Source organism: Streptosporangium amethystogenes (genome assembly GCF_000721075.1).
GTDB classification, from domain to species: Bacteria; Actinomycetota; Actinomycetes; order Streptosporangiales; family Streptosporangiaceae; genus Streptosporangium; species Streptosporangium amethystogenes.
This window is the reverse complement of record NZ_JOEQ01000019.1, coordinates 93,750-116,493: the sequence shown is the minus strand read 5'-3', so window position 1 is coordinate 116,493 and position 22,744 is coordinate 93,750. Positions and strand designations below refer to the sequence as shown.

General features: G+C 65.2%; 10 protein-coding genes and 1 pseudogene. 7 read left to right on the top strand and 4 right to left on the bottom strand.

What is annotated here, in order from left to right; genetic code table 11:
• The first annotated feature begins 20 nt into the window (after positions 1 to 20).
• From fxlM to IG98_RS0125790, 4 genes are all read left to right on the top strand, one after another.
• Positions 21 to 2,114, top strand: a complete 2,094-nt coding sequence (gene fxlM / locus IG98_RS0125825) for a methyltransferase, FxLD system (protein WP_030917292.1) — start codon at positions 21 to 23, stop codon at positions 2,112 to 2,114.
• 4 nt (positions 2,115 to 2,118) lie between these two features.
• Positions 2,119 to 3,216, top strand: coding sequence for a hypothetical protein (locus IG98_RS0125820; RefSeq protein ID WP_030917288.1), 1,098 nt, complete (start codon positions 2,119 to 2,121; stop codon positions 3,214 to 3,216).
• Positions 3,217 to 3,609: 393 nt separating this feature from the next.
• A complete protein-coding gene (locus tag IG98_RS50815; RefSeq protein WP_157594515.1) occupies positions 3,610 to 5,127 on the top strand; it encodes a hypothetical protein in 1,518 nt (505 codons plus the stop codon).
• A 1,114-nt stretch (positions 5,128 to 6,241) separates the two neighbouring features.
• Complete coding sequence (locus IG98_RS0125790) at positions 6,242 to 9,547, top strand: type ISP restriction/modification enzyme (protein WP_063766285.1); 3,306 nt, start codon at positions 6,242 to 6,244, stop codon at positions 9,545 to 9,547.
• Between the two features lie 131 nt (positions 9,548 to 9,678).
• Here IG98_RS0125790 and IG98_RS0125785 read toward each other — a convergent pair whose 3' ends face one another.
• On the bottom strand, positions 9,679 to 13,854 hold the full coding sequence (locus tag IG98_RS0125785; RefSeq protein WP_030917270.1) for an NACHT domain-containing protein: 4,176 nt from the start codon (positions 13,852 to 13,854) through the stop codon (positions 9,679 to 9,681).
• Between the two features lie 304 nt (positions 13,855 to 14,158).
• Between IG98_RS0125785 and IG98_RS0125780 the strand changes: the two genes are divergently transcribed.
• Positions 14,159 to 15,349 (top strand): hypothetical protein, encoded by a 1,191-nt coding sequence (locus IG98_RS0125780; RefSeq protein ID WP_157594514.1) that lies wholly within the window; start codon positions 14,159 to 14,161, stop codon positions 15,347 to 15,349.
• 221 nt (positions 15,350 to 15,570) lie between these two features.
• Here IG98_RS0125780 and IG98_RS45300 read toward each other — a convergent pair whose 3' ends face one another.
• The gene (locus IG98_RS45300; protein ID WP_169750176.1) at positions 15,571 to 15,915 is read right to left on the bottom strand and encodes a KAP family P-loop NTPase fold protein; all 345 of its coding nucleotides are present in this window, start codon (positions 15,913 to 15,915) and stop codon (positions 15,571 to 15,573) included.
• A gap of 342 nt (positions 15,916 to 16,257) precedes the next feature.
• Here IG98_RS45300 and IG98_RS47310 point away from each other — a divergent pair, with 342 nt between their 5' ends.
• Positions 16,258 to 18,675, top strand: coding sequence for a serine/threonine-protein kinase (locus IG98_RS47310; RefSeq protein ID WP_157594513.1), 2,418 nt, complete (start codon positions 16,258 to 16,260; stop codon positions 18,673 to 18,675).
• A 120-nt stretch (positions 18,676 to 18,795) separates the two neighbouring features.
• Here IG98_RS47310 and IG98_RS47305 read toward each other — a convergent pair whose 3' ends face one another.
• Positions 18,796 to 19,560: a DUF2637 domain-containing protein gene (locus IG98_RS47305; RefSeq protein ID WP_051752878.1), complete on the bottom strand. Its 765-nt coding sequence runs from the start codon at positions 19,558 to 19,560 to the stop codon at positions 18,796 to 18,798.
• 655 nt (positions 19,561 to 20,215) lie between these two features.
• Positions 20,216 to 20,455 (bottom strand): annotated as a pseudogene (locus IG98_RS53515) (transposase); the annotation flags it as partial.
• Between the two features lie 222 nt (positions 20,456 to 20,677).
• Between IG98_RS53515 and IG98_RS0125750 the strand changes: the two are divergent.
• A complete protein-coding gene (locus IG98_RS0125750; protein ID WP_030917256.1) occupies positions 20,678 to 22,729 on the top strand; it encodes a cellulase family glycosylhydrolase in 2,052 nt (683 codons plus the stop codon).
• Positions 22,730 to 22,744: the final 15 nt, after the last annotated feature.

Here is a 22,744-nt window from a genome sequence, read left to right as displayed (position 1 = left end):
TTGTGAGGACGCCCCACCTGATGCTCACTATCGACTGGCGCCAGTACAACATCGAGGTCCCCGACCGTGCCACGGCCGAACACGTCGCCATCTGGGATCTGCGCCCGACGCTGACCGCAGCCCAGGGCGCCGGTCTCCTGCACGGCTGGTGGTTCGTCCGCAAGCACCCCTGGCGGCTGCGCTACCTGCCCGATGATCCCATTTCCACCGTCATCGCCGACCTGCTGGACAAACTGGCCGCCGACGGCCGGATCGTCAGCTGGGCGCTCGGGATCTACGAGCCCGAAACAACGGCGTTCGGCGGGACCGCGGCCATGAGCGTCGCCCACGAGCTGTTCCACCATGACAGCCACCACCTGCTCACCCGCGCCGCACGCCACGACGGTCCGGTCCTGGGGCAGCGTGAGACCACGGCCCTGCTGTGTAGCGCGATGCTGCGCGCCGCCGGTCTGGACCTCTACGAGCAAGGCGACGTCTGGGAAAAGGTCGCCGAGCTACGCACCGCCGAGCCCAGGACCGTCGCCCCCGAGCGGGCTGCCAGGCTGGCCGCGGCGATGCGCCGCCTCATGACCGTCAACGTCCGCGATCTGTGCGATCCGGCGAACGCCGGTCCCCTCGTGGGCTACGACGGGTGGGTCACCGCCTTCGAGAAGGCCGGGCAAGCCCTGGCGGACCTGTCGCGCCATGGACGGCTGACGCGAGGTCTGCGCGCTGTCCTCGCCCACCACATCATCTTCCACGCCAACCGCGCCGGGCTCCCCGCAGCCGACCAATCCGCCCTTGCCGCGTTGGCGTTGGACACCGTGTTCACCACAGACCGGGACCTCGCGTCTCGATCTGCCACCACCTCCGAAACAACTAAGGTCGACCGAATGACTACTCTCAGCGATAACCCCGCGTTGTCCGCCGACCGGCTCCGCGCTGAACTGACCGACCGGCTGCGCGAGCAGAAGGTGCTTCGTACCCCCGCCGTCGAGGCGGCCTTCCGGCGAACCCCCCGGCACCTGTTCCTTCCCGGCGTACCGCTCGACCAGGCGTACGCCGACAACCCCGTTTACACCAAGACGACCGAGGATGGCACTCAGATCAGCGCCGCCTCACAGCCGTGGATCGTCGCCGGAATGCTCGAACAGCTCGACCCGAACCCCGGCGAGCGAATCATGGAAGCCGGGGCAGGCACCGGCTACAACGCGGCGATCATGGCCGCTATCGTCGGTGAGAGCGGCCACATCGTCACGATCGACATCGACGAAGATCTGGTGGACGGCGCCCGCGAGCACCTGGCCGCCGCAGGGGCCGACAACGTCGAGGTCATCCTCGGTGACGGCGCGCTCGGCCATCCTCAGCGCGCCCCCTATGACCGGATCATCGCCACCGTCGGCGCGTTCGAGACACCGACCGCGTGGCTGGACCAGCTCGCCCCCGGCGGGCGCCTGCTTGTGCCGCTTCGCCTGCGCGGAACCAACTCGCGCACCATCGCCTTCGAGCGAGGCGAAGACCGCTGGCACAGCGTGGGCAGCAAACTGGCGGTCTTCATGCCGCTGCGCGGAATCGGCGACGACGCACGGCGCATCGTCACCCTCACCCCCGAGGAGGACGTGACCCTGCAGGTCCACAAGGACCAGGCCGTCGACGGCCACGCCCTGGCCGGGGTACTGGACACCGAACGGCATGAGAGGTGGACCGAAGTGCTCTTCCCTCCCGGAGTGCTGCTGGAGTGGATGGAACTGTGGCTGTGTCTGCGCCTCGACAACGCCCTGATGCGGATGAACGTCGAGCCCGCGGTCAAGGACCGTGGCCAGGTCACCCCCATGTTCCCCTGGGGCTCCATGGCCACCACCCGAGGCGCTGACCTCGCCTACCTCGCCATCCGCCCCGCCACTCCCCCGCCGGCCGATGGCGGCAAACTGTACGAGATCGGCGTCATCGGCCATGGGCCCACCGGTCAGAACCTCGCGGAACTGGTGGCCGAGCAGGTCCGGATCTGGGGTACGGAGTACCGCACCCGTACCGTCCGTTTCGAAATGCCCGATAACCCCGAGACCTCCGATCCCGACTCGGGCCGGTTCGTCCTGGATCGGCCACACCACCCCATAACGGTCATTTGGGAGTAGCGCAATGGATCCGGCCGGACCAGTAGCGCGCCGGTTTCCCCTCGTCGCGCGCTCACGCCCGGCCTGTACACCGCTCGATGCCCGCGTCAGCGAATTATGCGCCCTCGCCGACGCGGCCGAGCGCGACGAAGATCCATCGTCGGCCTCCGTCGTCTTCAACCAGGCCGCCCTGCTGGCCTCCGATCTCGGGTTGCCGGACCTCGCGCGGGCCTGGTGTCACCGTCACGCCGAGCTCTACCTGCATGCCTGTCCTCTGAGTGGGCAGGCCGCGCGCCGTGCGCTGGAACCCCTCGTCAACCTCGCTCGCCTGCGCATCCGCGACGGTGACGGCGACGGCGCTCTGCGGCTCCTCACCGACCTGTACAAGGCCGTCACCACCCGCGCCGACACCGTCCTCGACGGTCTACCGGTGCGAGCGGGAACGCTCACCTCGAACACCGACGATCACCGAGAGGTTCGCCAGTGGTTGTGGGGCGTCTTGCTAGCCGACGGGGCTCGTGCCCTGACCGGCGCGGGCCGCTGGCAGGACGCGCTCGCGCATCTCCAGCAGCACAACGGTGTCGGCCAGCGGATGCTCGACGGCCGCCAGGTCGCGGTCATCGCGAGCAGCACCGCGGGCGACGCTCAGGGCGCCTTGGCGCTGCTCGCGGACACCGTTCCTGGTGAGCCGTGGGAAAACACGGTGACGGCGTGCCTGACCGTGCTGTCCCGTCGTGCTGCCTACCAGCCGGTCGATGACGACCTGGCCGTACTGGTGGACCGCTACCAGCGGCTCGTTCCCGCACCTGGCCTGACGGTGTTCAGCGTGCGGCTGGGCTTGTCCATTTTTGACGTCGCTGAGGGCGTAGAGCATCCCGGTGTGAGGGGTGTCGCCGCCACGCTGATTCAGCGAGCGATAGCGTCCCGCGATGGATACGCGGCGCGTGAGGTACTGGCCCATGAGGGGTGCGCCGCGCTACTCACCGGCGAGCAGACACGCAAGCTCGCTGGAGTGGTAGAGGTCTGCGCTATGGGACACCGGAGATTTCCGGCGCGGTCGAGGGCCGGTCTTTCCATCGCGTTGATCACCAGCGAAGCAGTGCTTTCCCACTCATTGAGGTGATCTCAGTGACTTTCAAATGAGTCTGCCGTGCTCGATTGGGTGAGGACGAGGGCGGCGCGGGCGGTATTGCCGATCTTGCTGAGGGTGGTGGTGATGTGCTGCAGGGTGCGCCAGCGTTGGTGAGTCGGACTGGCGGCTGCTGGGGTTCGCCAGCATAAGCGTATGCCGCGCCTTTAGACCCGATTTTGTCGATTTGAGTCCGGAAGTGGCCATCTTGCGCGCTCATTCCGAGCATGAGACGTCCGTCCATGGGGCATCGACCCTGCTCAGGGGATAGGCGAACATTTCAAGTCCCCCTGCATGCTTCACGCCAAGAAGGTCGACAAGCTCGCCGACGCGACACAAATCCTGAAACCACTTGCCTGCGGTGACATTGCGGTGTGATCTGATGACGTGCAGCGATGGGACAAGTTAAATGATCGTCAGTTGACGGTGTTGCAGCGGATCGAGAAGGGGCAGGAACCGGTCAGCGCAAAGACGCCGGAGCTGGCTATAACGGTGTACGCGCTTCGTGACCGTGGCTTGGTCACCACGCCGCGAAAGGACGGATTCTGGCAGGCCGAGATCACTGAGGCTGGCCGCTTCTATCTGGAGCATGGCCATCACCCGGACCGGCCAACTCCAGGCACAGCGAGCAGTGCCATCGTTGCCCGTACACCAGGCGCCTCCAGAACACGTGACGCCGGTCAAAGCCCCCTCGGCCTGGCCAAGGAGTTGATCGAACGCCTACAACACAATGGGGGAACCCTTGAGATCCAGAACCCTGACCAGGAGACACGCGCGTCTTACCGGCGGGCGATGCACGCGGCCAAACAACACAACTTGGTACCCGTAGGTTTCCATCTGTGGCACACCGGCCGAAATGGCGGCGATCTGATCATCCGGCTCTTCGACGACGCGCATCCGGACGAGACGGACTGGAACCGCATTCGCCTTAGTGCACGCGATAAGGTCACCGATGCCGACGCGCTGGTCAAGCTGCTTCGGGATCATTCCGAGGTACTGGCCGTCTCCGAGGCACTCATGCCCCGGGCCATCGACCTGGTCAAGTCCCTTGCAGAAGAAGCCCGCCGACGCGGCCACAAACTCGCGATGTCCAAGAAACGCAAAGCTCGCGGACTGTACATGCAGGTCGGTACGGGGCAGTACCCGGTTGCCGTCAAAGAGGAACAGGACCAGGTGGTCCGCGAGCCAGATCCCGAGGGAAAACGCCGAAAGCCTTATGCCTGGCAGCGACTCCCCGTGCAATACGAATCCGTACCAACGGGACGCCTTCGCCTGGAGTTACCCCAGTCGCCGCATAGTCGACGCGACCAGTGGACGGATAGTTCGCGCTCGCTGGTGGAAAGCAAAGTACGCGAGGTCGTCAAGGAGATCGAGCATCGCGCCGGAGCGGAGGAACAGGCTGCCCTCGCCCGAAGACAGGAATACGAGGAGTGGCTCGCCAAAGAAGAACGAGAAGAAGCCGCGAAGCGGGCGCGCTGGGAGGCCGCGATGGTGCAGGCCCGGAGCCGCGCAGTTGACGACTACCGCAACACGACATTCGCCAATGCCTTGGATGCCTGGGGGGCGGCCAGCGAAATCCGAGAGTTCTGCGCCGCTCTCGACCAAGCCGCGGCTGGCTGCCAGGAGCCAGGGGAAGCCGAACTCCTGCGACCCTGGATCGAGTGGGGACACGCAATCGCCGACCGCCTGGATCCACTCCGCGGTCCATCTCGTCTCGCCCACGCGGGCTTCGACAAGGATCCAGCCCCAGACGACCTGCGCCCTTACCTCGGGGACTGGAGTCCCCATGGCCCCCAAAAGGGGTATTACCGGCCTCAAGCCGAACAGCGAACACAGGTCAGCGATGCCTACCGCGAAAGCTGGTCGTATGGACGCCGAGGTCGGCCTCAATGGTGGCGGCGATAGCGTGACACTTGCGGGCCCTCAACTCCGACACTGCGCGCTGGACCAGCTCACCCAGACGTTCGACCTCAGCCCGTAAGGCCTTGAGCTCGTCATAACGGTCGATGACTTCCTTACCGCACCACTCATAGAGCGCGCCACCGACGCAACCGTCCGTTCACCTTCAACACCACGCAGATGGCTTCTTCCCTGAAATCCGGCGAGAACTGCCTGCGACGCCTCGTCACGTACCTACCTCTTCCAGACTTCTGTCAGCTTATGTAGCCGACTGTCCGGAATCTGCTGGGCACCTCAGGGGCCGCAGGCGGCGCAGGATCTTGCAGGGCAGTTGTGATGTCGGCAGGCGGCGAGGAAGACTCGGCCAAGGGCGAATCCCATCCATCCTTGTGCCGACGCTGAGTTGCCATTCGAGAACGGTGATCTGATGGCGGAGGGCGAGGGTTTGACGTTCTTGACTCGATCGCCCATCGGAAGCAACCGCAGCGCCGCGAAACGTTCGTGACGGCGCGATATGCCAGACCAAAAACCACGAACGATCACCATGCTGCACTCTGAGCGGCTGGGATCGTCTACGTAAGGCGAGCCCCAGCAAGGCTAGTCTGGCCGGATGACGTTATCGGCAGGTGAGGTGCCATTGGAGTGGTTGTTCTCAAAAAGACGATCAGTGTGCTCCGGGCAGTAGCCGAAGGACGCTCCTTCCTTACTGGGCTCGCCACAGTGCTCGATTCGCCAGCACCCGCTCGCAATGACCCAACAGCACCTTCCTTGGTCGAAAAGGGCCTTCTCATCCTCTGTCCATCGCTCTGGATGGGTGTACGGCGTGATGACGTAACTGAGGTTGTCCATAGACCCACCCTGTTCGCGACGGAGCCCCGAAGATCCGCCTGACAATCGAACATGATACCGAATAAAGCTGTGTGGCTAGTCGGGTTGGGCAAGGTAGAACGAAGCCCTGCCACTGGACTGCGGCGGCCTTCCAGGTCATGTGCGGCATAGATCGGCTTTTAGGTCGCCGATTTCCGTAAATAGGGTCTGGAACGTGTGAAACTGTCAAGCCCGATCGCGCGATACGTAAGAGACCGGTCTGGCGCAACAATTTCACATCGAACGGGTGTACATGGCCGCGACTAATCCCCCTAAGCCGCTGCTGGACAAGTCCGCTGAAGCGGTGAGGCGCTTCGGCAAATCCGCCGCCATCAAGTTGAACGGCGGCGGGCAACCCGAGGATCAACTCCGTGCGCCGTTAGAGCGGTTGTTCGAGGACATAGCCGCAGCCCTCGGTGTCGACGTTGCCATGATCGGTGAGATGTCTCTCGCCGCACTCGGCGTACGCCCGGACTATGCCGTGGACGTGGCCGGTGCCCGGGTGGGCTACGTCGAGCTCAAAGCTCCTGGACGCGGCGTGCCGACGACCTGGACCCCAAACAAACACGAGAAGACGCAATGGGAGAAGTTGCGCCTGCTGCCGAACGTCCTCTATACCGACGGCGCTCTCTGGGCGCTGTATCGCGATGGTGAGCTGATCGGGCAAGTGGCCCGGCTGAACGGTGACATCTGTACGGCAGGCAGCAAGCTCGTTCCCTTCGATGGGGAGTTCGCCCGTGTTGTTTCCGATTTCCTTCTGTGGAAGCCAAATCCTCCACGCAACATTCGCCAGCTCGTTCGCGCTGTAGCCGGATTGTGCAAGCTGCTGCGCACCGAGGTCCTCGAAACCATCGGCCGTGAGCTGCGGGGCGAGGAGAAGCAAAAGATCTTCACCGAGCTCACCACAGACTGGCGCAAACTGCTGTTCCCCGGCCTCACGCATGAAGAGTTCGCTGACGCCTACGCACAGACGGTGACATTCGCCATGTTGCTGGCGCGGGTGGACGGCATCGCCTTCGAGGGCCGCAGCCTCGGCCAGATCGCCGCGCACCTCGGCAAGAACCACTCGCTCATGGGGAAGGCACTAGCCGTACTGACCCATGACGCGGTGGAGGGCCGCAGCGTCGTCGCCGAGACGCTCAAGCGGGTCATCGGAGCGGTGGACTGGGACCGGATCAGCGACGGTTCGGCGGACTCCTACCTTCACCTGTATGAGCACTTCCTTGAGGCTTACGACTCCGACCTTCGTAAGGAAAGCGGCTCGTACTACACACCGAACGAGGTCGTCTCGTTCATGGTCCGCTTCGTCGATGACATCCTACGCAACCGGTTCAGGCGGGACGGCGGCTTCGCAGCAGACGACGTCGTGGCCGTGGATCCGGCGATGGGCACAGGAACCTACCTGCTCAACATCGTCAACAGCGTGGCTCGGACTGTGGAGAAGGAGGAGGGCAAGGGCGCGGTTCCCGCCCAGCTGAAGAAGCTCTTCGGACGCCTGATCGGACTAGAGCGACAGGCCGGCCCCTACGCCGTCGCCGAACTCCGGCTGAATCAGGCCCTCAAAACAGAGCATGGAGCCGAGGTCGCTGAGAAGGACCAGAAGCTCTACGTCGCCGACACTCTGGACAGCCCCTTTGATGACACGCAACTTGACCTGGGTTCGATGTACGAGCCGATCGTGCGGTCTCGCCGCGAAGCCAACCGGGTCAAGCGCGAGACACGGGTCCAAGTCGTCATCGGCAATCCTCCGTACCGGGAACGTGCCAAGGGGTTGGGCGGCTGGATCGAGCAGGGCGCCGGAAACTCCGGGATCGGCACGCCACTGCTCGACTTCAAGGCCTCCGGGCTCGGCAGATATGAGTATGTGCTGTCCAACATGTATGTCTATTTCTGGCGGTGGGCGACGTGGAAGGTCTTCGACGCCCACCCGGACCAGCCCGCCGGCATCGTGGCGTTCATCACGACCTCGGGCTACACCACCGGCCCTGGCTTCGCTGGAATGCGCGAGTACCTCCGCCGGACAGCCGATGAGGGATGGATCATCGACCTCTCACCGGAGGGACACCAACCCGACGTGTCGACTCGTGTCTTCCCCGGCGTTCAGCAGCCGCTCTGCATCGGAATCTTCGCCCGGTACGGCACGGGCAATTGGGAGACACCCGCGCTGATCCATCACATCAGCCTGGCGGGGCATCGCTCCCAGAAGTTCGCGCGCCTGGCGGAACTGGTTGTCGACGGACCCGGATGGGCCGACTGCGCAACCGGCTGGGCGGATCGACTCCAGCCCGTTCAAGGGGAAGACTGGCGTAGCTACCCGGCGCTTGGAGACCTGATGCCCTGGCAAGCTCCTGGCGTCAAGCCCAACCGGACCTGGGTGTACGACCCGAGTCCCGACACCCTACGAACACGCTGGGAGCGCTTGATCAAAGCTCCTGCCAGCGAAAAAGCCATCCTGTTCAAGGAGAGCGACGCCCGTAAGGTCGACAGCGTCGTACGGCCGATCACCGGTTTCGTTATTCACAATGGGACGATCAAGGATGAGACTGGCCGATGTCCTGTGCCAGTCCGCGTCGGCTACCGATCTTTTGATCGGCAATGGATGATCCCAGACAATCGCGTTCATCACCGCCCCAGCCCCGATCTGTGGAGAGTGGCGAGTGACGCCCAGGTATTCGTGTCTGAACAGCACGCACATCCCATCGAGGGTGGCCCCGGTCTGGTCTTCACCGCCCACGTGCCGGACATGGACCACACCAACGGCCGGGGTGGGCGAGTGCTTCCGCTCTACCGCGATCGAGCTGCCGGTTCGTCCAACCTCGCTCCCGGCCTGACACGCCTGCTGTCTCACTGTCTCGGCCTGTCCGTCACGGCGCCCGACGTGCTGGCGTACGTCGCGGCGGTGACCGCTCACGGCGGCTACACGACTCGCTTCGCCCAGGAACTTCGAACGCCGGGCGTGCGGGTGCCGCTCACAGCCGACCCAGAGCTGTGGACCCGAGCCGTACACCTAGGGAAACGCGTCATCTGGCTGCACACCTACGGCGAGCGCTTCGCTGACTCGGCCGAGGGCCGTCCCGCAGGACCCCCAAGGCCGGATCCAGCCCACCGTACAAAGTCACAAGTAGCTATCCCCGGAACGACTGAAGAGATGCCCGATGACATCTCCTACAACCCCGAGACTGCAACCCTGCACGTCGGCGTCGGCCGCATCTCACCTGTCCGCCCTGAGGTGTGGGCGTATGAGGTATCCGGAATGAAGATCGTCAAGAAGTGGTTCGGCTACCGCAAGAAGAACCCGGCAGGCCGGAAGTCCTCGCCCCTCGACAACATCCACAGCGAAGAATGGCCCGCCGAGTTCACCACAGAGCTGTTGCAACTCCTCCACGTACTCACGCTGTGCGTGGAGCTGGAACCCGACCAGAACGACCTACTGGAGAAAATCTGCAACAGCCCGCTCATTCCCGTCGCCGACCTCGAAAGAGCGGGCGTCTTGCCGGTTCCCCCCAGCGCTCGTAAAGCCCCCGCCGCCGAATCCCCCGAAGCCCCGACCTTGTTGTGATCATGTCTACCCGAGCTCGCTCGTCCTGGCAGATGCCTAAGCTGATCGCGTGATTCAGGAAGACGCTGCTGTCCCCGAGCGCGTGGGCCGTTCCCTGCCATCGGCCTTCTGGAGTTCGCGCCGGTCGCAGTTCAGGGGGTGCTGGCAGCGACGCGGTACCAGCCGGGTGCGGCGGTCTGCATGCTTCCGCCGGGGGTCCAAAACCGCACCTGGGAGCGGGTCAGTCTCCCCGGGTGGCCGCCTCCACCGCCGAAGTCTCTGTATACGTCCTTGCCGGTGTTCTCGACCCAGACGAGCGACTTCTGCTCGGCGGTGAGCCGTCGTTCGAGCCACTCTGCGTCGACGAGGAGTTCGTTCTGTCCAACGTTGACCGCGTGGCGAACGGTCGCGACGAGCTGGCCCGTGTCGTCGGTCCAACCGTTGCGCCCGTTCCAGTGGAGCTCGCCGGGGGCGAGTCCGAAAAACTCGGGGGCGGGCATGTAGAGGGAGATGGTGTTCTGGTCCCCGGGGGCATACCCGTATTCGCCGAGGAGGCGCCAGGCCGCGGGCTGGGTGGGGACGGTGAGCGGCTCGGTCCATTCATGGCGCATCATCTGGAGGTCCTCTCCGTGGCGGTGGCCATAGGGGAATTCGCCAACGTACCCATGGTGCACCTCGGGATTGTTGGCGATGGGCGTGCTGAGGAGATCGCGCCCTTCGAGTTCGCTGATAGCGGCAGCGAGGTCTTGGGTCGCGACCAGATGGGTGTAGAGGTGGGTCCAAATGCCCCGGGTGCGCTCCGTGGTGTCGGAGCCGTTGTTCCAGGCATAGGTACCAGACAGGACGATGTGGGGACGGCCTTCAAAGACGGCTTCTTTGACTGCGATATCCGGGAGGTCGGTGTCGTTGACGATCCACTTGGCGTCGGTTTTCGCGACCATAGACGCCCAGTCGTAGGCGGGTACCCATGGGCGTGGGGTCTGGTCAGCGAGGGCGAACTCGATAACAGTCGGGTCGACCTGCCGGGAGATGTTGGTGTGCGGGCCCGGGACGACGGGCGCCGGCGGGTCCCAGCTGTTAGGGATTTTAGGGGCGTGGTCGGAGACGATGCCGATGAGGCGGTTGAGCGCTATCCACTGATACTTCTTGCCGATGCGTTCAATCCATGCGGGCTTAGACCGGCCAATGCCAAACTTGCCGACGACGTACCGGTCGAAGGACGCGTGGAGTCGGGGCTGGTACCCGAGGCGGATGACTTCGGTGACGACCCACCGTGCGGCGGAGGGGAGGTCGATGCCGTGGCGGTCTCGGAGTTCGGGGCTAAGCTGGTAGATGAAGAAGTCGTCGCCGGTGGCCGAGCGGACCAGCTTCGGGTAGCTGCTGGTTTTGTATTTGACGATGTCTGTGTCGGTGGGCCAGGTGATGGGCCAGTCGCTGGTGTAGGGCGGCCGGAACTGGTCGACGGTGACGCCAGCGGGGAGGACTCCGCGGTTGTTGGCGGCTTCGAGGATGCTGCGAGCGGCGTCACGCACAGCGGCGTTCGGGGTGACGATCGACGGCACGGAGAAGATGGTTTTCCACACCACCTCGGCCGCGGCAGCCCAGTCGTCTTGGGTGCCCCTCACAAGAAGGGCCGCGTACGCGGCCTCGCAGGCTCGTTCGACGACCCACTCGTCGTCGACCACGGTGAACCGGTCCAGCAGCCCGGCCGCCTGGCCCGGGTGGCGGGTCAGGAGACGGGCGGCGGCGATGGTTGCCGGTTCCCGGACGCGGCGGTCGCTGGCGCTGGTGGCCCACAGGAGCGCGGTCGCCCACAGGCGGGTGGTTTGTTCACCAACGTGGTCCAGCGGCTTCTCCCTGGCCCACCGGATGAGCCGGTCGACTGCTCCGCTGGTGCCGTGGGTGATGTGGAACCAGCCGGGCAGAAACGAGTCGCGGGCACCCATGTTCAGGCCGGTGAGGAACTCGTGGAGGCAGTCGGCGTTCAGAGGGTGGTTGGGGCGGGCGGTGAGACGGAACAGCATCGTCAGCGCGTCGGAGCACACGTCGGCCTGGCGGAGCGCGTCGACAACGATGTCGCGGGTGGCATCGGTGATTGAGATGCTATTGCGCCATCCGGTTCCGGCGACAACGGCTACGGCGATGGCGTCGTCGTCATCGATTTCAGTGCGGAACTCGGTGAGCTCGAGCCCGAACCGTTCCGCGACCACGACGGATGTTGCTTCGAGAAGGCCGAGGTCGGTCGTGCCACCGAGGCCGATGACCCTGCCAAGACGGCCGCCGAGCTCGGCCGCGATGCCGGCGGCGTCGATGACGTCGGAGAGGGCGTCGGAGACGATGAGGTGGTGTCCGATGCGTTCGAACGTGATGGCGATGATGTCTGCGCCGTGGGGGCTGCCATCGGGGACGACATCCTCTTCGACGAGCCCTTGGGCGATGAGCGCGTCGAGGAGTGACTTCTCGGCACTCCGGTCGGACCAGATCGGTGCCAGCTGGGCTTGAGCCTGGGCACGAGTCAGCAACGGGTCGCCGCCGCCGTCGGCGATGGCTGAGGCGAGGGCATGCATGGCCTGGTGGACGAGGCGGTCGGACGGTGAGGCATCGATCCGGTCGCTGACGATGTTGTTTGCATTGTCGAGGACCATCCGGGTTAGCTCGTCAAGGCCCATGGTGGCCTGGTCGAGGGACAGCCGGGTGTTGTTCTTGAGCGCTTCGCAGACCAGGCGCAGGTACAGCGGGTTGTCGAATTCGCCGTGGATGGGCGGCGACGTCGGCGGTTCGAGGCCGTAGAACGCGGCGTACTCGCTGACCGCTTCGAACTCGACCCCTTCGAACCCGGTGTGCTCGAACCGTGGCAAGGTGAGCCCGGGTGGGAGGACCTGGCCGACGTAGTGCGTGCGTGCGGTGAGGAGGAGCTGGACGTTCGGGTACCGGCCGACGGTGGTGATAAGCCGTTCGAGGTTGTCGCGCCACGTGAACCGTGGGCGGGTGTCATTGAGCGCGTCGATGATGAGGAGGGCCGGGACGCCTGCGACGCGGGCGCTCTCGTCGAGGAGCGCGATGGCTTCCTCGCTGGTGAGGTCGGACGGCATCTTGAGCACGTCGCGCAGGTGGGTCAGCGGGTCGCGGTCGGTGAACCAGCGGCCGTGCATCATGACGCTGGGGCGGCCCTGGCCGAGGCGCCGGACGACCGCGTCGATGGCGAGGTAAGTCTTCCCGATGCCGGCGGCACCAGTCATGAGTGCGACCCGGGCGGCGGCGAGCCGACCGACGGGGCTGATGAGGAGTCCGGTGGCGTCAGTGAGCTTTTCGCCGAGTTCGCGCAGGGCGTCGACGGCTGCCGCGGGGAACGACACCTGGTACTCGGCCTGGAACTGCCGCCAGCTCCGGGTGTCCCAGTTGTCGTCGGGGTACGTGGCGTCCATCGCTGCGACTTCGACAGCTTCTTGGTCGCTGACGATTTTCGAGGCCTCGTCGAGCGCTTGAGCGAGGTCGTCGAGTCCAGTGGTCGTGCGCGAGGTGTGCCAAGCGGCTAACGCGTCAGTGACCTTGGTGGCGGCGTCGAGGGCTATGTTCAGGTCTGCGGTGGGTACTTCGTGCTTAGCGTTGCGTACGCGGCGGGCGGAGTCGTTGACTTCATCGATCTGGTTGCTGACGACCGCCCACCACTCGTCGTCAGAGCAGAGCGCTGCGATGGACCTGGCGGCGGGCACCTCGACGTTCAACTCGGGCATGTACCGGGGCCGGGCGGCGTCAATCGCCTCCTGCAGCCGATCTTTCCACCACTGGGCGGGGAGGAGGTCGGCGTCGAACCAGTACCGGCGCTGGATGCCGGTGGTGTCAAGGCGTTCGAGTCGGGTAACGATGCTCGTCGCCCACTCGAACTCGAACTCCACCGTCATGCCGCGCGCGGTGGCCATGGATTTCCAGCCCTCGAGCCAGCCTCCCGGGTCATTGATCTTCTCCAGGAGCGACTTGCCGCGGCCTCCGGTGGGACCGGTCGGGTCAGCAGGGATGGCAATCGCGTACTTGGTCAGATTCGGATGCTGGTCCAGGGCAGCCTTGACGGACTTATCGAGCTGTGCCTTGTCGACGTCGGCGTGGGTAGTCCAGTACTTGGCCTGCCAGCCGTGCTCGGTGCCGCCGGGCAGCGTCCAGTAGCACTCGACGCCGCCGTCGCCGCCAGCTCCATGCAGTGAGACGAACTTGGCGTCAGCCGTGGGCGGCTCCTGTGCCACCTGTTGGCAGATGAACTGCTCGTACCCGTCGCGTTGCCCGCCAGGGCCGAGTGACCGAATCCGCGTGAATTCGATATCGGGGATGTTCACGGGGTGCCCTTCGGGTGCTGCGGTCGGTCCGGGAGAAACGCTACCGGTCCGCCTCGGAACTCGCGGCCGGAAACTGGCGCGACCCGGCCCCTCTATGCCGGCCGTGGTATGACGTCAAGCGCACTTCTGTGACAACGATCGCGAACCTGGACGCAAGATCTGCGCACAGGCATCTCGGACGTTGCATTCCGGGTCGAACTGATCACGCTCGTGGTTGGCGCGGCCCTGGTTGGGGTTCGCAAGTCCTTTGCCGGGCGGTAATCCGCCTTGCCCCGGAGCCGGTGGACCGGGTGTGATGATCGGCGTGAACATCTTCTCGGCGGTCGAGCGAACCGACCCGTCCCCGGCCGGGCACGGGGACAGCCACTCCCAGTTCATCGACCGTGTGGCAGGTCCCTTCTGGGACCAGGTCCGGGACCTGATCGAGGACTGGTTCTCTCGGCTTTGCTCGGATGCCCAAGCGGACGTCAGGGGACGGCTGCGCTCCAGGAATGACCGGCAGTCCAAGGGGGCCTTCTTCGAGTTGTACCTGCACGAGTGTCTCCTCCGGATGGGCTACACCGTGACTTGCCACCCGGAAATCGACGGGACCAGTCGCCGCCCGGATTTCCTCGCAGAGAAGGACGGCAGCGCGGTCTACATCGAAGCTCGATCAGCGTCGTCCAGTGACGTCGCGGTGGGTGCGTCCGCGAGGGTCAACACTCTGTACGAGTCGCTCGACAAGATCGACAGCCCGAACTTCTTCCTGTGGATCGACGTGGAGAGGCAGGGGGGCGGCCCGCTCCGGGCTCGCCCACTGCGCTCCACACTGGAGAAGTGGCTAAGAGAGCTGAACCCGGACGCCTACAGTGACCGTGGGAATGGCCGACGTGACTTCCCAGGAATGCTTTATGAGGCGGACGGGTGGCGGATCCAGTTCCACGCGCTCCCGAAGTCGCTCGAAGCGCGCGGAAAGGAGGGCGTGAGACCGCTTGGGATCTTCGGTGGCGGGCAGGCCTTCTTGGTGCAGGAGGAGGGGATCAAAAACGCGCTGAGCGACAAGGGTTCCGCATACGGGCGGCTTGGTGCTCCGTACGTCGTCGCGGTGGCGTCGAGCAGCATGACCACCGGTAACTACGACGTGAAGAACGCCCTATACGGCACCGAGGCCCTGCTGACCGGCACTAGCCCTGGCGGCGAGACCCGTTTGGACGCCCTCGTCCGCAATCCCGACGGTTACTGGTACAAGGGCGACCGTTGGGACCACCGCCACGTGTCGGCGGTGCTCGTCGTCAAGAACCTGCACCCCGCTTTCGTGGGCACCCAGCAGCACACCATCTGGGAGCACCCCGACCCTGAGTGGTCCGTGCCCCCGTTCCCGATGTGGCGGCGATCGACGGTCGACGCCCACGGCGCAGTGCATTTCGTCGATCCTGCGCACACACCGACGGAGTGGTTCGGCCTTACGGACCCATGGCCGATCGGGGAGCCCTTCTCGCGAGAGGGCCGATCCTAGAAAGGCCGGGCTCGCACCCCAGCCTGTGCCGACATGCAGTGGCAGTGGACTCGGGGGCCGTGTCGACGGCGATGCCTAGTGTTCTACGTTCTCCTTGTTCACGACCTGCCCGGGGTCGTCAGCGACCCGCCGCAGTGCGTTCGTCATCGCGTCGAGCTGGGCAGGCGAGGGCAGCTCTGTTGTCATGTTCCATAGCGCCTGGCCACCGTGCCGGGCGCCTTTCAGGTAGTCGATCCGCTTGAGCAGTGCGACACCTTTTTCTTGATCTTCGGGGCCCAAGGGCGAGCGTCCAGCAGCCCGAGGACAATCCCCTCGATCAGCGCGATCTTCGCGTCCTCGAATCCCTGGAACCGCCATCCGTTGAACTTCAGGCAGACGACTTTCTTGTCGCCTTCGAGCGACCCTTGGATCATCTCCAGGATGCTGGATTTCCCTGCACCCCAGTCGCCATGGACGCCGAACGTGACCGCCTGATCGGGTCGATGGCGCAGCATCTTGATGATGGTCCGCGCGATCGCCTCGTTGTTGAGCAGGTCGACTTTCGCTTCAGCGTCGATAAGGATCATGAATGCCTCATAGTGTTGTCGCTCAGCGGGAAACCCTCTCCAGCCGGCCCACGAGCCCGGAAACGCACTAAGGCCGGACAGTGCATAGTACGGCCCCAGTAGGACCTCATCACGATTTGTTGCCTCGGCGCATCCGGCCGACCGTGTGAATCACCCACGGTCGGGACACCTGTGCAAGTGGCGCTGGGCCGCACATCATGCGAGCCGCTCAGGCCATCACAGCATTCCCGGCCAGCGATCCCTGACTCCGGTGTACCGGAAAAGCGATGGTCGTTTCCTCGATCTGGCCCCAGGCGGGAGATAATCACCGTGTCATCTCCGATACGCGGTGAGGAGGGCTCAGTGAGCGATGCCGACCTGAACGATGACGGAGCGCCTACTCTGATCGCACGATACGGGCAGCTCCTGAGCGAAGATCATGACGAGGGTGAGCGCGGCGAGCTCCTGCTGGGCATACTCCATGACCTTCTGACTGGGTCTGGCATCCAACCTCGGCCAGCCGCGCCACTCGTCGGGGTGAGTCCGACGCTGGGTCTGCGGCGTGGTGACACGAAGCTGCTGCTTGATCTGGTTTGGCGCGACTCACCGCTGACGGCACAGGACGTCGCTGTGTGGCAGCAGGCCGCGCAGCGGCGTCGCAACGTGCAGATCGTGCTGATTTCGATGTCGGGGTTCGACTCCCGCGTTGGCGAGAGCGTGGACCCGCAGAGCCCGGTGGTGGTCTTGCTGGACCGTACGCACGTCGAGGCCGCGCTGTGTGGGCTGCTGACGATCGAGGACGCAATGCAGGAGGTCGGCGACCGGGCGATCTTCGACGGCGCAGCCTTCACCTCCGTGACCGACCTGGTACTGACGGCGCGGCGTGACAATCCGCCGTCGTTCGTGTCGTTCACCCGGTCGCCGATGCCGTGGGAACTCGAGCTCGCCGTTGCCGCTGGCGTCTCGCTGCAGCATCTGCTCAGCGCAGGTGCGGGGTGGGGGCAGATCACGGGTTTCACCGTCGATGGGTCCCGGATGCTGATCACGACCGGCGGAGGCGTCATGGAAGTCGACACCCTGCGCGGCACCGCTCACTGGCTGCTGCCGCTGATGGGTTGCTCGGGAAGCGCTCTGGCCTCGGCCGACGGTGGAATCCTGGTCCGGAGGGGCTCGGCCGTCGTGCAGTGGAAGGACGGTGTTTTGACACCGATTGCCGGGGATTTGGGCGATACCCGGATGCTGCTGTTGGGTCCCAATGGGCAGGCATGGGCCTTGTGCGGCAGCGGCGTCGAGCTGGCCAGCGCGAAGCTGGGCCTGGTTCGGCTGGGCGGCACGGTCGGTGATCAACAGCGCTACTCGATCTCGTTCGACGCGAACGTGCTCAGCGCGGTATGGCTGGACAACCTGCGGTTCTTCCTCGGCGCAGAGGGCCACAGCGCGGTCGTGGACCTGGGCCGCAGCACGATGGTGCGACGGGAGGACTGGATCGAGTTGCCGAGTCCCCAATATCTTGTGGTCCAGGGCGGTGAGGTCATCGCCGCAGGTTCCGACCGTACTGGCGTTCGAGCCTTCCTCCATCGTGTCAATCCCGCCGCGAGAACGACCAGTCTGGTCGCGCAGATGCAGCTCAACATGGTCCAAGGGCTCGGCATCACCCCACAGGGACGGCTTCTTCTGCTCGGCGACGTGCGGGGCAACAGCCAAACCCCGCGCCCGGTCATCATCGAGGTGAGTGGGGGCGGACCCCAGACCTACACTGCGACCCCCACGAGTGCGCTAAAGAGACCGGTCGAACCCGAGCCGCCTGTGGCTAGCGCTGTGGCCGGAGCGACGGCCGAGACTATCGATGCTCCTTCGGCTGTCGCGGCGGCCACCCCCGACCCGTACGCGGCCGTCCGGATCGTGGCGCATGGTGAGCGCAAGAACTACGCCCTGGATCACCGACCTCTCAAGACCGGTGGACAGGCTCAAGTGTTCCGGGGAACGCACAAGCACACCGGCACAGCGGTGGCGTTGAAGCGGCTGCGTATGACAGGGAACGATCAGCGGGCGCGGATGCATCGCGAGGTCGACGCGGCCAGCATGTTCGGCTCGAACCGCCACGTGATGCCGGTCCTCGACTTCAGCCCTACCTTCGAATGGCTCGTCATGCCACTGGCCGATCACTCGGCCGAGGACATGGCCGCCATCCTTAACCAAGACGGACCGCTGCGAGAGTTGATCACGGCGATCTGCGAAGGCCTACGGGAGCCACACCAGGCCGGGTGGATCCACCGCGACCTGAAACCGGCCAACATCCTGTGGCTCGACGGCCGCTGGGTCATCGCGGACTGGGGCCTGGGCCGCCGCCCTCGCGGGCAGACCACCGCGCCGGGACGCACGCAGGTCGGCGAACTCTACGGCAGCGCGGGCTACGCCGCCCCTGAGCTGTACACCGACGCCCACGCGGCCAGGCCGCAGACCGACATCTACAGCATCGGCCAGATGGTCGGCTGGGCATCCCTGCAGACCGATCCCCGCGCGAACGTGCCGCATCTCCCCCCGGCTGGCCCGTGGCGGGCGGTCGTGCGCGCCGCGACCCACCACGATCCACGCCAGCGTCCGGCGACCGTGGATGAGCTCCTCGCGTTGATCGCGGCCGAACTCGACCCGCCTCCGGCCATCCCTGTCAGCCGTGGCCGGGCACTCATCGAGGCCGCCTGCGAGGGAGACACCTCAGCGGTACCCGCCCTTTTCCACCTCGCCGCGGACACGGCCAGTGGCAATCCTGGGTCGCGATAAATGCCTTATCGCGACCCAGAACCTTGATCGTTTTAACCTGGGAGAACGCCCCGATGCCCGAGTTGGGCGACTGGAGGACGACCCGACCGCCCCGGTACCGACGTCCTTCATTACGCCGTATCATGCCTCGCTTGTGCCGGTCGAACGGGGTCCGCCCAGTGGCGGCACGACACTCTCCGAATGGGCCACCTCGACGCTCTTTGCCTTGATGGCATGGGCCCGCTCCTTCTCCACCTCGGCGATGATCTCCTCGGCCTCACGCTGCTCCAGTCCCCACCGGCTCATCAGCGGGCGTCGGCCGACCCGCTGACTGCCCTCACTGAGGCTCTCGATATAGGTGAGCCGCGCCGCCTCGTACCGGTCGGTGGGCAGCAGCGGCACCACGCGTTCCACCTCGACGAGAGTCTCAACGGGCTGGCACACGTGGTCCTTGGCCAGCGTCTCGGTGGACGGTTGCCGGGTGTTCCGGACGATCCACATGAGCAGTTCGTACGCGCCCGCGAAGGCCACCGGTGCCAGGGCACTGATCAGGCGCGATCCGAGTCCGCCGAACCAGCCGTGCGCCACGTTCGCCGCCAGCGTCACCGCCCCGCCCAATGCGAGCGCCACCCACGCCAGCACCGGCACACGTAGCCGACGACGCGAGCAGTAGACCATCACCAGCGACGCCATGACGATCACACCGTCGGACATCGCCGGATACAGAATGGCCATGTCGTGCCGCTCACCCAAAGCGATCGCCAGACCGTAGAAGTGGTGGTACGAGACGTAGGCGGCCGCGCCGGCGACCGCCAGCAGGACAGCCACCGCGAAGCCCAGGATGATCCGGTCCCCGTACTGATCGCGCTGGTTCCGCTCGACCCAAGCCCCTTCGACCGGAACCACCTCCCCGGCGATTTCTGGTGTCGAGGGGCGGCGTACGGCCTGGCTTCCGGGTTGATCAGGTTGCTGGGATGCAGGAAGGGGTTCGGTGCTGCGATCACCGAGCTCCTGCCCCCTTACCGCCGCTGCCCTGAGCGCAGTTGAGATCGTCTGCTGAGGATCCTGAACTGGCGGTTGCCGGGCTTCCCCGGCGTGGGCGTGTGCCGCGAGGTAGGACCCGATCTCGTTGAGGTGGGTGTGGGCACCGCCCCCTCTCCGCGCGCCTATTCCGGGCATGAGAGGTCCAGCCACGGAGCGTCGGTGCTGCTCAGGAGATGGGCGAACGGTTCAAGTCCCCCCTCGGACACAAACGTTTTGCACGCGTGGAGGTACGGGTTTGACCCGGGCCTCCACGAGTCGTTTCCGGGGTCGACAAGTCAACCGTAGATCTCGGTCTTGCCGACGGGGTCGGCCTCCTGAATGACCTTCACGAGGTCTCCTAACGCGGTCATCACGGCATCGATCTCCTTTCGTGTCATGCGACGTCGGCCACCGGCCTGCCGCAGTTGATCCTGGGCCGCCAGGTCACGTCCAGCGAAGTGGCGTATGAGTTGATCTCCGAAGGCGGCGAAGGCCAGCAGCTCTTCCCGGAAGGCCTCCATCTCGCTGACCTGGCTTTTTCCAGGTGTGTTTGATGCCGACGGGTGGAGACCCAGAGCAGGTAGCTGGTGGCCACCGCGCCGATCAGGGCTGTTGCCCGGCGTCTGCGTTCCAGCAGCCAGTCGGAGAAATAGGAGCCCGAGCGTGGTTTCGGTACGGCGAGCTCGACGGTGCCGGCTCGGATATCCCAGCCGCGGCTTCGATAGCCGTTGCGCCGGTTGGTGCGCTCGTCACTGCGGGTGCCGTACTTGGCGTCGCAACGGCGCCACGCCATCTAGTCGGGGAAACTCGTACACCACCTCCGTGGACGCAACCGAGGGCGCCCCACCCTCAGCCCTGAAATTTTCATACCTCCGCTGAATTCTTCGTGCCAAGGAGCAGGTCAGCGGTATGGCCTGGGGAAACGTCCTGTACACGGGTGCGGAACAGGCCAAAGATGGGAGCGCTCCCATACGGGCACCCCTTCCCTGGAGGCTTGAAGATGAAGACACTGCGTTTGTGGGCTCTGTCCACAGCGGTCGCGCTCCTGGCGGCGATCGGGGTGGCCGTCACCTCACCCGCAGCCCAGGCGGCGGTCGCCTGTTCCGTGACCTACACCAAGGCCTGGGACAACGGCAGCGGGTTCGGCGCCAACATCACGATCAACAATCTCGGCGACCCGGTCAGCCCGTGGACGCTGCGCTACAGCTGGCCCGGCAACCAGCAGGTCACCCAGGGCTGGGGCGGAACCTGGACTCAGTCGGGCCAGAGCGTGACCGTGACCGCCCCGTCGTATGCCCAGGGCCTGGAAACGGGCGCCGGCGTCACCGTCGGCTTCAACAGCGGCTACAGCGGCACCAACACCAACCCCACCGCTTTCACCGTCAACGGCGTGGCCTGTGGCGGTACCCCGACGTCGACGCCCACGCCGACACCCACGCCGACGCCGACGCCGACGCCCGGCAACGCGCAGGCTGTCGTGGCCGCGATGCAGCCCGGCTGGAACCTGGGCAACTCCCTCGACGCCACCGGCTCGGACGAGACCTCATGGGGTAACCCGCGAATCACGGCGGCGCTGCTCGACAACATCAGGGCGCAGGGCTTCAACAGCATCCGGATCCCGGTGACCTGGGGTCAGTACCAGGGCGGGGCGCCCAACTACACCATCAATGCGACGCACATGAACCGGGTGAAGGAGGTCGTCGACTGGGCCCTCGCCGACGGCTTCTACGTGATGATCAATATCCATCACGATTCGTGGCAGTGGATCCAGAACATGCCGAGCGACCGGACGAACGTGCTGGCTCGGTACAACGCGATCTGGAGCCAGATCGCCGACACGTTCCGGAACTCCTCGGCCAAGCTGGTGTTCGAGAGCGTCAACGAGCCGACCTTCACCGGCAGTTCCGGGGACGCCCAGAACGCGACCCTGCTGAACGAACTCAACACGTCCTTTCGAAACATCGTGCGCCAGTCGGGCGGCAACAACGCGACCCGGTTGCTCGTCCTGCCGACCCTGCACACCTCGGCCGATCAGGCCAGGGTCGACGAGCTGGTCAGCACGTTCAACACGATGAACGACCCCAACCTCATCGCGACGGTCCACTTCTACGGGTACTGGCCGTTCAGCGTCAACGTCGCCGGCGGCACGCGCTTCGACGCCACCGTCCAGCAGGACCTGACCGGCGCCTTCGACCGGGTGTACAGCGCCTTCGTGACCCGCGGCATCCCTGTGATCATCGGTGAGTACGGCCTGCTTGGCTTCGACCGGCACACCGGCACGATCCAACAGGGCGAAAAACTGAAGTTCTTCGAATTCCTCGGTCACTACGCGCGGACCAGGCAGATCACCACCATGTTGTGGGACAACGGCCAGCACTTCAACCGGACCTCGTTCCAGTGGGCCGACCCCGAGCTGTTCGCGCAGATCAAGTCCAGTTGGACGACGCGCTCGGGGACGGCCTCGTCGGATCAGGTGTTCAACGCGAAGGCGTCCGCCATCACGAGCAAGACGCTCACGCTGAACCTGAACGGCACCTCGTTCGTGGGGATCCGCCAGGGCGGCACGGATCTGGTACGCGGCACCGACTACACCGTCTCGGGCGACCAGCTCACGTTCACCGCATCCGCGCTCACCCGGCTGACGGGCTCCCGGGCCTACGGCGTCAACGCGACACTGTCGGCTCGGTTCTCCCAGGGCGTCCCGTGGCGGATCAACATAGTCACCTACGACACGCCGACGATGCAGAACGCGAGCGGAACGACGAGTTCCTTCACCGTCCCCACCACGTTCAAGGGTGACCAACTCGCCACCATGGAGGCCAAGCACGCCAACGGCACCAATGCCGGCCCTCACAACTGGACCTCGTTCAAGGAGTTCGACGTCGCCTTCGCGCCCAACTACAGCACCAACACCATCACGCTGAAGCCGGAGTTCTTCGCCGAGGTCACCGACGCCTCAAAGGTCACGCTCACCTTCCACTTCTGGAGCGGCACGACCGTGACCTACTTCGTCACCAAGTCGGGAAGCACGGTCACCGGTACCACGACCTGATCAAGCGGACCTCCC

Excerpts from the sequence above, each read along its gene's own strand:
- fxlM (WP_030917292.1), top strand. The coding sequence starts at position 21 with ATGCTCACTATCGACTGGCGCCAGTACAACATCGAGGTCCCCGACCGT.
- IG98_RS0125820 (WP_030917288.1), top strand. The coding sequence starts at position 2,119 with ATGGATCCGGCCGGACCAGTAGCGCGCCGGTTTCCCCTCGTCGCGCGC.
- IG98_RS0125790 (WP_063766285.1), top strand. The coding sequence starts at position 6,242 with ATGGCCGCGACTAATCCCCCTAAGCCGCTGCTGGACAAGTCCGCTGAA.
- IG98_RS45300 (WP_169750176.1), bottom strand. The coding sequence starts at position 15,915 with ATGATCCTTATCGACGCTGAAGCGAAAGTCGACCTGCTCAACAACGAG.
- IG98_RS0125750 (WP_030917256.1), top strand. The coding sequence starts at position 20,678 with ATGAAGACACTGCGTTTGTGGGCTCTGTCCACAGCGGTCGCGCTCCTG.